This is a genomic window from Arthrobacter sp. zg-Y179, from assembly GCF_020907345.1.
Taxonomy (GTDB): Bacteria; Actinomycetota; Actinomycetes; order Actinomycetales; family Micrococcaceae; genus Arthrobacter_B; species Arthrobacter_B jinronghuae.
Genome location: NZ_JAJJOB010000008.1, coordinates 89,444 through 101,808 on the forward strand (window position 1 = coordinate 89,444; position 12,365 = coordinate 101,808).

General features: G+C 66.4%; 11 protein-coding genes. 1 reads left to right on the plus strand and 10 read right to left on the minus strand.

The window, feature by feature from the left end; all coding sequences use genetic code 11:
• Nucleotide 1: 1 nt before the first annotated feature.
• From gap to uvrC, 6 genes are all read right to left on the minus strand, one after another.
• Nucleotides 2-1,006 carry a type I glyceraldehyde-3-phosphate dehydrogenase gene (gene gap / locus LOC56_RS09075; protein ID WP_229951955.1) on the minus strand — a complete coding sequence of 335 codons (1,005 nt, stop codon included), beginning with the start codon at nt 1,004-1,006 and terminating at the stop codon, nt 2-4.
• Between the two features lie 236 nt (nt 1,007-1,242).
• Complete coding sequence (locus LOC56_RS09080; RefSeq protein ID WP_229951956.1) at nt 1,243-1,869, minus strand: superoxide dismutase; 627 nt, start codon at nt 1,867-1,869, stop codon at nt 1,243-1,245.
• 103 nt (nt 1,870-1,972) lie between these two features.
• Nucleotides 1,973-2,953: a DNA-binding protein WhiA gene (whiA, locus tag LOC56_RS09085; RefSeq protein WP_227921727.1), complete on the minus strand. Its 981-nt coding sequence runs from the start codon at nt 2,951-2,953 to the stop codon at nt 1,973-1,975.
• 10 nt (nt 2,954-2,963) lie between these two features.
• Nucleotides 2,964-3,983, minus strand: a complete 1,020-nt coding sequence (locus LOC56_RS09090; protein WP_229951957.1) for a gluconeogenesis factor YvcK family protein — start codon at nt 3,981-3,983, stop codon at nt 2,964-2,966.
• Complete coding sequence (gene rapZ / locus LOC56_RS09095) at nt 3,983-4,882, minus strand: RNase adapter RapZ (RefSeq protein ID WP_229951958.1); 900 nt, start codon at nt 4,880-4,882, stop codon at nt 3,983-3,985. The genes LOC56_RS09090 and rapZ overlap by 1 nt, the downstream gene beginning before the upstream one ends.
• Nucleotides 4,883-4,963: 81 nt before the next feature.
• Nucleotides 4,964-6,970, minus strand: coding sequence for an excinuclease ABC subunit UvrC (gene uvrC / locus LOC56_RS09100; RefSeq protein WP_229951959.1), 2,007 nt, complete (start codon nt 6,968-6,970; stop codon nt 4,964-4,966).
• A 116-nt stretch (nt 6,971-7,086) separates the two neighbouring features.
• Here uvrC and LOC56_RS16395 point away from each other — a divergent pair, with 116 nt between their 5' ends.
• Nucleotides 7,087-7,215, plus strand: a complete 129-nt coding sequence (locus tag LOC56_RS16395; protein ID WP_442860097.1) for a DUF2510 domain-containing protein — start codon at nt 7,087-7,089, stop codon at nt 7,213-7,215.
• Nucleotides 7,216-7,233: 18 nt separating this feature from the next.
• On the opposite strand, the gene LOC56_RS09105 is transcribed toward LOC56_RS16395, so the two are convergent.
• From LOC56_RS09105 to LOC56_RS09120, 4 genes are all read right to left on the minus strand, one after another.
• Nucleotides 7,234-7,902 (minus strand): lysophospholipid acyltransferase family protein, encoded by a 669-nt coding sequence (locus LOC56_RS09105; protein ID WP_229951960.1) that lies wholly within the window; start codon nt 7,900-7,902, stop codon nt 7,234-7,236.
• Nucleotides 7,889-8,587: an HAD hydrolase-like protein gene (locus LOC56_RS09110; RefSeq protein ID WP_229951961.1), complete on the minus strand. Its 699-nt coding sequence runs from the start codon at nt 8,585-8,587 to the stop codon at nt 7,889-7,891. The genes LOC56_RS09105 and LOC56_RS09110 overlap by 14 nt, the downstream gene beginning before the upstream one ends.
• Before the next feature lie 149 nt (nt 8,588-8,736).
• Nucleotides 8,737-11,598 (minus strand): excinuclease ABC subunit UvrA, encoded by a 2,862-nt coding sequence (gene uvrA, locus LOC56_RS09115; RefSeq protein ID WP_229952246.1) that lies wholly within the window; start codon nt 11,596-11,598, stop codon nt 8,737-8,739.
• A 346-nt stretch (nt 11,599-11,944) separates the two neighbouring features.
• Nucleotides 11,945-12,361 carry a GntR family transcriptional regulator gene (locus LOC56_RS09120; protein ID WP_229951962.1) on the minus strand — a complete coding sequence of 139 codons (417 nt, stop codon included), beginning with the start codon at nt 12,359-12,361 and terminating at the stop codon, nt 11,945-11,947.
• Between the last annotated feature and the right edge of the window lie 4 nt (nt 12,362-12,365).

Here is a 12,365-nt window from a genome sequence, read left to right on the forward strand (position 1 = left end):
ATTAGAGCTTTGAGCCAACAAGCTTGGTGAGGTCCACGAGACGGCAGGAGTAGCCCCACTCGTTGTCGTACCAGCCCACGACCTTCACCTGGTTCCCCATAACGCGGGTCAGGCCGGAGTCGAAGATGCACGAGGCAGGATCGGTGACAATGTCGGAAGAGACAATCGGCTCGTCGGTGTAGCGCAGGATGCCTGCCAGCGGTCCGTTGCCCGCGGTCTTGTAGACATCGTTGATCTGTTCCACCGTGGCCTCCTTGGAAACCGTCACGGTGAGGTCGGTGACCGAACCGGTGGGTACCGGCACGCGCAGGGCGAAGCCGTCCAGTTTGCCGTCGAGGGCCGGCAGGACCTGGCCGATGGCCTTGGCGGCGCCCGTGGTGGTCGGCACGATGTTCAGGGCTGCGGCGCGGGCGCGGCGGAGGTCGCGGTGCGGGCCGTCCTGCAGGTTCTGGTCCGCGGTGTACGCGTGGACGGTGGTCATCAGGCCGCGTTCAATGCCGAACGCCTCGTGCAGGACCATGGCCAGCGGGCCGAGGCAGTTGGTGGTGCAGGAGGCGTTGGAGATGATGTTGTGCGACGCGGGGTCGTAGTCGCCGTCGTTGACCCCCATCACGACCGTGAGGTCGGCACCCTTGCCCGGCGCGGAGATCAGGACCTTCTTGGCGCCGGCGTCGATGTGTTTCCTGGCGTCCTCGGCCTTGGTGAAGAACCCGGTGGACTCAATGACGATATCCACGCCCAGATCCTTCCACGGAAGGTTCGAGGGATCCCGCTCGGCGAGGACACGGATGGTCTTACCCCCGACGACGATGTTGCCCTCGCTGACTTTGACGTCGGCCCCCAGGCGTCCGGTGACGGAATCGTACTTGAGGAGGTGGGCGAGGGTCTCGGGGCTGGTGAGGTCATTTACCGCGACGATGTCGAGGTCGGCGTTCTGCTCCAGGGCCGCCCGGAAATAGTTGCGGCCAATACGCCCGAATCCGTTGATTCCAACACGAGTAGTCACTGTTCTGTCTCCTTGAGTAGGGGTTCAATCGAGAGCTGTGTGACCTCGGGTAAGAAGCCACCGGACTAACTGCGGCCTGACACTTCCGCTTGGGAAACCCTTCCGGCCGCGGCGCCGTGGCCCCGTCCCGCCGGTGCCCGAAGGCTCCGGACGGGACCGGACCTACGGATTTATCTTACGCGTCACAGTCTCCGTAGGGACCGGGGCACCCGCACAAATGTGCGGCAGGGGGCAGACTAGGCCGGGACGATCAGGCTCTTGGCGCCGGTGCGGGCGGCGTCGAAACGCGCGGCGACGTCGGCCCAGTTCACGATGTTCCACCATGCCTTGACGTAGTCGCCCTTAACGTTGGCGTAGTCGAGGTAGTAGGAGTGCTCCCACATGTCGAGCATCAGCAGCGGAATGGTTCCCACCGGGACGTTGCCCTGCTGGTCGTAGAGCTGCTCGATGACGAGGTTCTTGCCCAGCGGTTCGTAGGCCAGGATGGACCAGCCGGAGCCCTGGATGGAGTTGGCCACGGCAGTGAACTGGCCGCGGAAACCGTCGAAGGAACCGAAGAACTCATCGATGGCTGCAGCCAGTTCGCCTTCGGGCTTGTCGCCGCCGTCCGGGGACATGTTGTTCCAGAAGATGCTGTGGTTGGTGTGGCCGCCCAGGTGGAAGGCCAGATCCTTGGAGAGCTTGCCGATGGTGCCGAACTCGCCCTTTTCGCGTGCTTCGGCCATCTGGGCCAGAGCCGTGTTGGCGCCGGCCACGTAGGTGGCGTGGTGCTTGTCGTGGTGCAGCTCCATGATGCGTGCGGAAATGTGCGGCTCGAGGGCCGCGTAATCGTACGGCAGTTCCGGCAGTGTGTATTCGTTCACGAAAATCCTCCGTTGGTGTCGGATCAATGTTCCGGACGGAATTCCCGTCCGGAAACTCGTTGTGCCGCCGAAAGGCAGCAGGCTCCCATCCTATGCAATAACGCTATTCATCCAACATTTCCGGAGTGACGCTGGACTCAGTACCTGGAATGCCCAGTTCCGCTGCCCGCTTGTCCGCCATGGCCAGGAGCCGCCGGATCCGGCCGGCAATGGCGTCCTTGGTCATGGGCGGGTCGGCGAGGTGGCCCAGCTCGTCCAGGCTGGCCTGCTTATGGGCCACGCGCAGCTCGCCGGCGTAGCGCAGGTGCTCAGGGACATCCTCGCCGAGGATTTCCAGGGCGCGCTCCACCCGGGCGCCGGCGGCGACGGCGGCCTGCGCGGAGCGGCGGAGGTTGGCGTCGTCGAAGTTGGCAAGCCGGTTTGCGGTGGCCCGCACTTCTTTGCGCATCCGGCGCTCTTCCCACACCATGAGCGCGTCATGCGCACCCATCCGGGTGAGCAGGGCAGCGATGGTGTCGCCGTCGCGGATCACTACCCGGTCCACGCCGCGCACTTCCCGTGCCTTGGCGGCAATGCCGATCCGGCGGGCGGATCCGACCAGGGCCAAGGCAGCTTCAGGTCCCGGGCAGGTGACTTCAAGCGAGGAGGACCGTCCCGGTTCGGTGAGGGAACCGTGGGCGAGGAAGGCGCCCCGCCAGACGGCCTCCGCATCGGCTGCGGACCCGTTGACCACGACGGAGGGCAGCCCCCTCACCGGACGCCCGCGGGCGTCCAGGAGGCCGGTCTGCCGGGCGAGCGATTCGCCGTCCTTCACCACCCGAACCACGTAGCGGTTGCCGCGGCGCAGTCCCCCGCCGGACACCACAATGATGTCGCTGGCGTGGCCGTAGACCTCGGCAATGGCCGCCCGCAGCCGCCGGGCTGTCGAAGCCAGGTCCACTTCGGCTTCGATGACTATCCGTCCGGAAATGATGTGCAGGCCGCCGGCAAAACGCAGCATTGCCGACACCTCGGCCTTGCGGACTGAGGATTTCTTCACGTCCAGACGCGACAGTTCCTCTTTTACAGCTGCGGTTAATGCCACAAATACACTCCTAATTCTCCCCAAAAATATCGTGGAAGGCGGTCGCGAGGCGGAGCGGATCATGGATCGGACGCCCCGACGCTGCCCCTACCTTACCGAAGACCGGACGGCCGCCCAGTTCTGCTACAGCGTCTTCAAAGGCAGCTTTATCCCCCACCACCGACGGATCCACCAGCACGGCGTCCACCTTGAACTCCGGCGCGTAGCGGCGGATGACCGCCAGATGGTCGACGGCTGTCATCCCGGACGTTTCGGTGGTCTCATTGCTGAGGTTCATAGTCAGGCAGCGTTTGGCGGACGTGGCGCACAACGCGTCCCGAAGCTGCGGCAGCATCAGATGCGGCAGGACTGACGTGTACCAGGAGCCGGGTCCCAGGACCACCCAGTCGGCCAGGTCGATTGCTTCGAGCGCGGCCGGGCAGGCCGGGGCGTCGACGGGCAGCAGCCGGACCTCGCTGACGTTGCTGCGGGCGCCGGCAGCGGCGAGGCTGGCCTGGCCGCTGATGGTCTCGAACAGGTCTCCGTCCGCGGTGCGGCGAAGGACATCGCCTTCAATGGTCAGCGGCAGGGTGGACATCGGCAGCACCTGGCCGCGGGCACCCAGCAGGGCGCCGGCCCACTGAAGTCCGGCAACGGGATCCCCCAGCAGCTCCCAGAGCGTGACAATCAGCAGGTTGCCGAGGGCATGGTCATCCAGGGAACCTTCGACCCCCGGCTGGGAACGGAAGCGGTGCTGCATAACGTCGCGCCAGGTGCGTCCCCAGTCAGTGTCGTCGCAGAGCGCCGCCAGGGCCATCCGCAGGTCCCCGGGCGGAAGGACCCCCAGTTCCCGGCGGAGGCGGCCGGAGGAGCCGCCGTCGTCCGCAACCGTGACGATGGCAGTGAGGTCGGTGGTGAGCAGGCGGAGGGCGGAGAGAGACGCGGACAATCCGTGGCCGCCGCCGAGCGCGACGATCGACCCTACCTGGCCGTCGCTCTCACGCCCCGTCCCCTGGGGAATCAGGGGCAGGGGTCCGGTGAGGAAGGACATTACTCGCGCCCCAGATCCCGGTGGTGGGAGCTGACGGTCACGTGCGGAAGCTGCGCCAGGCGCTTGGCCAGCTCCTCGGTGACCGCAACGGAGCGGTGCTTACCGCCCGTGCAGCCGACGGCGATCGTGGCGTAGTGCTTGTTTTCCCGGCGGTAGCCGTCAATGACGGGCTCCAGGGCGTCAACGTAACGGTCGAGGAACTCCGCGGTGCCTTTGGCCTGCAGGACGTAGTCGCGGACGTCTTCGTCCAGCCCGGTGTGCGGGCGCAGCTGCGGGACCCAGTGCGGGTTGGGGATGAAACGGACATCGGCAACGTAGTTCGCGTCGACCGGCAGTCCGTATTTGAAGCCGAAGCTCATCACATTCAGGCGCAGCACAATCGGGCCGGACTCCGTGAACAGCTCGGTGACGGTGGTGGCCAGTGCGTGGACGTTCAGCTTGGAGGTATCCACGATGATGTCGGAGGACTCCCTCAGCTCCTTCAGGACCTCGCGTTCGGCGGCGATGCCGTCCAGGATGCTGCCGTCGTCCTGGAGCGGATGCGGCCGGCGTCCCTGTTCGAACCGGCGGACCAGGGTGGAATCATCGGCGTCGAGGAACAGCAGGCGGTAGGTGACGCCGGCGCTACGCAGGTTGCGCAGGGCTTCGCGGATGTCCTGGAAGAGTTCCTTGCTGCGGACGTCGACCACCACGGCCAGCTTCGGGATGGACTGCGGCATCCGGGACACCAGTTCGGTGAGGGTGCCCAGCATCATCGGAGGCAGGTTCTCGACGACGTACCAGCCGTGGTCTTCCAGGGCATTGGCAGCGGTGCTGCGCCCGGCACCGGACATCCCCGTGACTACGAGCAGCTCCGATTCATCCGGTTTGACTACGGTCAAGCCGTCCTCTTGCGTCATTACTGTGATCCCATCCTGATTGTCCTGCTTTTCGAAGAACTCCGAACGGTTCGAAGCCGACACGCCGGTTCCCAAGCCTAACTAAGTTTCCAGGATTTCGCCGGTGGCCATATTGACGGCCGGAGCTCCCGCCGTTTCCTTGTCGGCCAGGCGGCTGCGCAGGCTGGCAGCCATGGCGGGGCCGATGCCCGGCACTTCCAGGAGTTCCTCCTCGGTGGCGGCACGCAGCTTCTTCACCGACCCGAAGTGCTTGAGCAGCGCCTGCCGCTTGGACGGTCCCAGTCCGGGCACATCATCGAGCAAGGATGCGGTCATGGACTTGCCCCGCTTCTGCCGGTGGAAGGTGATGGCGAAGCGGTGTGCCTCATCCCGGACGCGCTGGAGCAGGAACAACGCCTCGGAGGCGCGCGGGAGGATCACCGGGAAGTCGCTGTCCGGAACCCAGACCTCCTCGAGGCGCTTGGCCAGTCCGACCACCTGCACGTCGGTGATGCCCAGATCGGCGAGGGCCTTGGACGCCGCCGCGACCTGGGGCTGGCCGCCGTCCACCACCACCAGGTTCGGCGGGTAGGCGAACTTCGCCCTGGGCGCCGGGGTGAGGGTGTCGGTCAACGGCTGGACGTCGCCGTCGCCGCCGCGCTCGTCGGGCAGGTCCGCCGGTGCGTCGGGGTCGGCGGCGGGATCCGCGTTCTCCGCCAGGTAATTGCGGAAACGCCGGGAAATGACGTTGTACATGGAGGACGTGTCGTCCCGGGCGGCGTCGCCGGTGATCGAGAACTTGCGGTAGTCCGATTTCTTCGGCAGGCCGTCTTCGGCCACCACCATGGAGGCAACCACATTGGTGCCCTGCACATGGGAAATGTCGTAGCACTCGATGCGCAAAGGCGGCGAGGGCAGGTCCAGGGCCTCCTGCAGTTCCTGCAGTGCGGCGGAGCGGGTGGTGATGTCCCCGGCCCGGCGGCTCTTGTGCAGCCGCAGGGCATCGGCGGCGTTGCGGGCAACGGTCTCCATCAGGGCCTTCTTGTCGCCGCGCATGGGCACCCGGATGTCCACGCGCGCCCCGCGCAGGCCGCCCAGCCACTCGGCGAGTTCCTCGGCGTCCGGCGGCAGCACCGGGACGAGGACCTGGCGGGGAATGCGGTCGGTGGAGTTCGCCTCGCCGTAGACCTGCTGGATGAGGTGCTCCACGAGATCCGCCGTGTCGTTGTCCTCGACCTTCTCCACCACCCAGCCGCGCTGGCCGCGGATGCGCCCCCCGCGGACATGGAACACCTGGGCCGATGCCTCGAGTTCATCCTCCTCCAGGGCGAAGATGTCGGCGTCGGTGTCTTCACTGAGGACCACGTTGTTGCGTTCGAATACTTTCCGCAGGGCAGAAATGTCGTCGCGGAGCCGGGCGGCGGTCTCGTAGTCCAGTTCGGCGACGGCGGCCTGCATTTCCTTCTCCAGGCTGGAGATGAAGCGCTTGCCCTCGCCGGCCATGAAGTCGCAGAGTTCCGCGGCCAGGTCGCGGTGGTCCTCGGGGCTGATCCGTCCGACGCAGGGGGCGGAGCACTTGTCGATGTAGCCGAGCAGGCAGGGACGGCCCGTGCGCTCGGCGCGCTTGAAGACGCCGCTGCTGCAGGTGCGGACGGGGAAGACCCGGAGCAGCGTGTCCAGGGTTTCCCGGATGGCCTTGGCCGGATAGAAGGGCCCGAAGTAGCGGGTGTCCTTACGCCGGTCCCCGCGCATGACCTGGGCGCGGGGGTACTTCTCCCCCATGGTTACGGCCAGATAGGGGTAGGACTTGTCGTCCCGGAACATGATGTTGAACCGGGGGTTGAATTCCTTGATCCAGGTGTACTCCAGCTGCAGAGCTTCGAGCTCGGTGCCGACCACCGTCCACTCGACGCCGGCCGCGGTATGCACCATGGCCCGGGTCTTGGGCATCAGCCCGCGCGGGTTCGCAAAATAGGAGTTCAGGCGGGAGCGGAGGTTCTTCGCCTTGCCCACGTAGATGACCCGGCCGTGCTCGTCCCGGAAGCGGTATACGCCCGGGGCCGTGGGGATCTCCCCTGTTTTCGGCCGGTAGGTTGCTGGATCTGCCACCTCTCCATCCTACGTTCGCCTTTCTCCGGACCCGGACGGCGGCTCGGGGTTTCGCGGGGCGCTGAACAGACCCTGCCGCTTCCGGCTCCGGTGCGCGTGTTTGCCCGGCTTTCGTTATAGGGTCTGAGGCGACTGGGTCCGGGGGGCTCCGGCTTTGCTTCTATCCGGATCCCGAAGGTGTTGCACCGTTCCGGTACTGGGACGGGGAAGCCTGGACCTCCCGGGTCCGTATGACGCAGTTGTAGGAGCGCCCGGACGCCTGGCTACCCCTCCGGCCGGTTCCGGTTGTAGCTGTCCGAGCGCTGCTGGCCGCTGAGTTCGGCGATGGCGTCCATGACCCGGTCGGTGGCCTGGCGGCGGGCCGGCAGTGCATGCTCGGGACCGGTCTTCTGGAAGTACAGCGGCTGCCCCACCTTCAGGGTGAAGTGCCCGGGCTTGACCGTTTTCTTGCCGGCGGGCTGCAGCTTGTCGGTGTCGATGAGCCCCACCGGCACCACTGGCGCCCCTGAGGTCAGTGCCAGCCAGCCCACGCCGGTGCGGCCGCGGTAAAGCAGCCCGTCGCGGGAGCGGGTGCCTTCGGGGTAAATCCCGACGCCGCCGCCCTCCTCGAGGATGTCCAGCAGGGTCTTTAGCGCCGCAACGCTGGCCGCCTGCTGGTCGCGCTGCACCGGAATGGACCCGACGCCTTCGAAGAAGCTTTTCATCGCGAGTCCCTTGAGGCCGGTACCGGTGAAGTATTCGGCCTTGGCGAAGAAACCCACGCGGCGGGGCAGCAGGGCCTGGACCAGGACGCTGTCCAGGAAGGACTGGTGGTTGCAGGCGACAATGAAGGGGCCGCTGGCCGGAACGTGCTCAAGCCCGGTGATCGTGGGCCGGCAGAGACCGGCGACAAGCCCGCGGGTGCTTGCGCGGGTCAGGTTATACAGAACCATTCAGTGCTGCTCCGTTCTGTGCATAGGCCAGCACAGCATCGGCCAGTTCTTCCGCGGTGTCAACGACGACGGCGGCCCCCGCCGCTTCGAGCTCGCCGGCGGCAGCGAAGCCCCAGGAGACACCGATGCAGCCGATTCCGTTGGCAGCGGCTCCCTCGCAGTCGTGCCGGCGGTCCCCGATCATGACGGCACGGTCATAGGAGCCCGCATGCCGGTCCAGGGCGGCGCGGATGATGCCGGCCTTGCCGTCGAGCGCGGCTGCGGCCTGCTCGTCTGCCGGAGAGCCGTGCACGGAAGCGAAAAGGGTGCCCATCCCCTGCACCCCGAGCAGCTCCACCGCCAAGTGCTCGGGTTTCTGGGTGGCCACGGCCACGGTGTGCTCGGTGCCCAGTTTCTCCACCAGTTCCCGGATGCCCGGGTACGGCCGGCTCTGCGCCATGCCTGTCTGCCGGTAGCCCTGCCGGTAGTGGCGGATCACCGCTTCCAGGCGGTCCTGGGGAACGCCGGCAATTTCACGCAGGGACGTGACCAGGGAGGGGCCGACCATCCGGAACAGGTCCGCCTCTGACGGCTGCGGCAGCCCGTGGGCAGTGAGGGCGGAACGGATGCCGCCCGTGATGGCACCGGCAGGATCAACCAGCGTTCCATCGAGATCGAAGAGCACCAAAAGCCGGGGAGAAGTCACGGGCCTAAGTTTGGCATATCCGGGCGACCTAAGGGAAAAAGGTATGCCCGGCGGCGCATATCTCCCGGGCACGTATTCCCCGGGACCGGGCCGGACATGCCGAAGGCCGGCGCCGCCCGCTTGGACGGCCACCGGCCTTCAATTGACTACTAGTTGAGGATCTCCGCCAGGAACGTCGCGGTGTGGCTGCCCTCTACCTTGGCAACCTTCTCCGGGGTGCCGGAGGCAACCACCTTGCCGCCGCCGGTGCCGCCGTCGGGGCCGAGGTCGATGATCCAGTCGGCGCTCTTGATGACGTCAAGGTTGTGCTCGATGGTGATCACGGTGTTGCCCTTGTCCACCAGTCCCTGCAGCACCTCCAGCAGTTTGCGCACGTCTTCGAAGTGCAGGCCCGTGGTGGGCTCGTCGAGGACGTAGATGCTGCGGCCGTTGGAGCGCTTCTGCAGTTCGCTGGCGAGCTTCACGCGCTGCGCCTCGCCGCCGGAGAGCGTGGTGGCGGGCTGGCCCAGCCGGACGTAGCCCAGCCCCACGTCCACCAGGGTGTTGAGGTGCCGGGAGATGGGGCCGAAGGCGGCGAAGAACTCCGCTGCTTCCTCGATCGGCATGTCCAGCACCTCGGCGATGTTCTTGCCCTTGTAGTGCACCTCCATCGTTTCCCGGTTGAACCGGGCGCCGTGGCACACCTCGCAGGGCACGTAGACGTCGGGCAGGAAGTTCATTTCGATCTTCAGCGTGCCGTCGCCGTGGCAGGCCTCGCAGCGGCCGCCCTTGACGTTGAAGGAGAAGCGGCCCGGCAGGTAGCCGCGGACCTTCGCCTCGTTGGTCTCGGCGAACAGCTTGCGGATGTGGTCCCACACCCCGGTGTAGGTGGCGGGGTTGGACCGCGGCGTCCGTCCGATGGGGCTCTGGTCCACGTGGATGACCTTGTCCAGCTGTTCCAGGCCCTCCACCCGGGTGTGCCGCCCGGCGACGTGCTTGGCGCCGTTGAGCTTGTTCGCCATGGTCTTGTAGAGGATGTCGTTGATCAGCGTGGATTTGCCGGAACCGCTGACACCCGTCACGGCGGTGAAGACGCCCAGCGGAACATCCACGTTCAGGTTCTGCAGGTTGTTTTCCCGCGCACCTACGATCTTCAGCTGGCGGGACTTGTCCACCTTGCGCCGCTTCGCCGGGATTTCGATCTTCTTCCGGCCGGAGAGGTAGGCGCCGGTGATGGAGCGCTCGTTGGTGAGCAGCTCGGCCAACGGTCCGGAGTGCACAACCTCGCCGCCGCGCTCTCCGGCGCCGGGGCCGACGTCGACAATCCAGTCCGCTTCCTGGATGGTGTCCTCGTCGTGCTCCACCACGATCAGGGTGTTGCCCAGGCTGCGCAGCCGGATCAGGGTATCGATCAGGCGCCGGTTGTCCTTCTGGTGCAGGCCGATGGACGGCTCGTCGAGGACGTACAGCACGCCGACGAGACCGGAGCCGATCTGCGTGGCCAGGCGGATGCGCTGGGCCTCGCCGCCGGACAGCGTGGCTGCCGGGCGGTTCAGGCTCAGGTATTCGAGGCCGACGTCGAGCAGGAAGGTCAGGCGGGCCTGGATTTCCTTCAGCACCTGGTTTGCGATCTGTGCTTCGCGTCCGGTGAGGACCAGGGTGTTGAGGAAATCTGCGGCTTCACGCAGGGGCAGGGCGCTGATTTCGGCAATGTTGCGGCCGTTGATCAGCACGGACAGGGAGGCCGGGTTCAGCCGCGCTCCCCCGCACTCGGGGCAGGCGATTTCCCGCATGTACTCTTCGTACCGGTCGCGGGCGTGGTCCGATTCGGTTTCCCCGTGCTTGCGGTGGATGTACTGGATGACGCCTTCAAAGCCGGTGCTGTACTTGCGTTCGCGGCCGAAACGGTTCCGGTACTGGACCACGACCTTGTGGTCCTTGCCGTTGAGCACTGCCTCGCGCACCTTGGCCGGGAGCTTCTTCCAGGGGGTGTCCATGGAGAAGCCCATGTCCTTGGCCAGGCCGTCGAGCAGCCGGTTCCAGTACTCGGTGGTGGCGGTGCCCAGGGACCACGGGGCGATGGCGCCCTCGGCCAGGGACTTGGACGGATCCGGAATGATCAGGTCCTCATCGACTTCCAGCCGGGAGCCGATGCCGGTGCAGACCGGGCAGGCCCCGAACGGGTTGTTGAAGGAGAAGGACCGCGGTTCGATTTCGTCGATGGCCAGCGGATGCTCGTTCGGGCAGGCGAGGTTCTCGGAGAAGGTGCGGGTACGTTCGCTGCTGTCCTCGGGGATGTCGACGAAGTCCACCACCACGCGCCCGTCGGCCAGGCCAAGTCCGGTTTCCACCGAGTCCGTGAGCCGCTGCCGGATGCCGTCCTTGGCCACCAGGCGGTCCACGACCACTTCGATGTTGTGCTTGTACTGCTTGCCCAGCTTCGGCGGATCGGACAGCTGGATCTGCTTGCCGTCCACCCGGGCACGGGAGTAGCCCTTGGCGGCGAGTTCCTTGAACAGGTCGACGAATTCGCCCTTCCGGCCGCGGACCACCGGGGCAAGGATCTGGAAGCGGGTTCCTTCTTCCAGTTCGAGGAGCTGGTCCACGATCTGCTGCGGCGTCTGCCGGCTGACGGGCTCGCCGCAGACCGGGCAGAAGGGCCGCCCCACACGGGCCCAGAGCAGGCGCATGTAGTCGTGGATCTCAGTGATGGTGCCAACCGTGGACCGCGGGTTCTTGCTGGTGGACTTCTGGTCGATCGAGACGGCGGGCGAAAGGCCCTCGATGAAGTCGACGTCGGGCTTGTCCACCTGGCCGAGGAACATGCGCGCGTAGGCGGACAGGGACTCGACGTAGCGCCGCTGGCCCTCCGCAAAGATGGTGTCGAACGCCAGGGAGGATTTGCCCGAGCCGGACAGGCCGGTGAACACGATCATGGCGTCCCGCGGCAGGTCCAGGTCAACGTTGCGGAGGTTGTGCTCGCGCGCACCTTTCACTACGAGGCGGGAAAGGTCATTGGCTTTATGCGGCACGAACGTGGTGTCAGCCGTCGGAGGAGTCGATTTAGGCACGTTTTCCACTGTAGTTCAAACGCCGATTCGAAAAAGTATTCGACCCCCCGGGTTTCGCCGCGGGCGAAGCGGAACGGCTTCCAGGCTTCCTGGCTGCATGCCTTTGAAGCTGCCGGGGATGGATCGTACGCGCACGCGGTCCCACGGTTTGTGGCGGCTGGTGCCTCGTGGGATCCCACCAGCATCAGCAGCACCACCGGGTGGGATGCTGTGCTGCGAGGGTGCTATTGCAGCGGGTATGCGGGAGGGTGCCGTCTAGCGGGAAGACGCCAGGCGCAGAATCGCAAGCTGGAGCGTTGGTTTCGGATTACTGCAGCGCCGCCCGCAGGAGGGACACGGCGTCGTCATCCGAAACGCCGTTGGCCCGCACTGCCGCGGCATACGCGGCGGCAGCTTCCGCCACCCGGCCGCGGCCGGTGTCGCCGCCCGCCGCGACAACCGTGCCGGCTCGGGACCGCGTGGTGACCACCTGCGCCTGCTCCAGCTCCCGGTAGGCTTTCGCCACCGTGTTGACTGCCAGTCCGAGGTGTCCGGCCAGTGCACGCACCGGTGGAAGCCGGGTCCCGATGGCGAGGCGCCCCTCGTTCACGGCGTCCAGGATCTGCAGGCGCAGCTGTTCGTAGGGCGGAACCGAGCTGGCGGCGTCGATCCGGACTCCTGCCAGCACGCCGGGGTCGTTGCCGGCAGGAGGCGCTTCGGGTACGGGGGTTGTGTCAGACGTCATGATG

Coding starts and splice junctions, on each gene's coding strand:
- rapZ (WP_229951958.1), bottom strand. CDS start 4,882: ATGACGCAAGAGGACGGCTTGACCGTAGTCAAACCGGATGAATCGGAG.
- LOC56_RS09090 (WP_229951957.1), bottom strand. CDS start 3,983: ATGTCCTTCCTCACCGGACCCCTGCCCCTGATTCCCCAGGGGACGGGG.
- LOC56_RS09105 (WP_229951960.1), bottom strand. CDS start 7,902: ATGGTTCTGTATAACCTGACCCGCGCAAGCACCCGCGGGCTTGTCGCC.
- LOC56_RS09120 (WP_229951962.1), bottom strand. CDS start 12,361: ATGACGTCTGACACAACCCCCGTACCCGAAGCGCCTCCTGCCGGCAAC.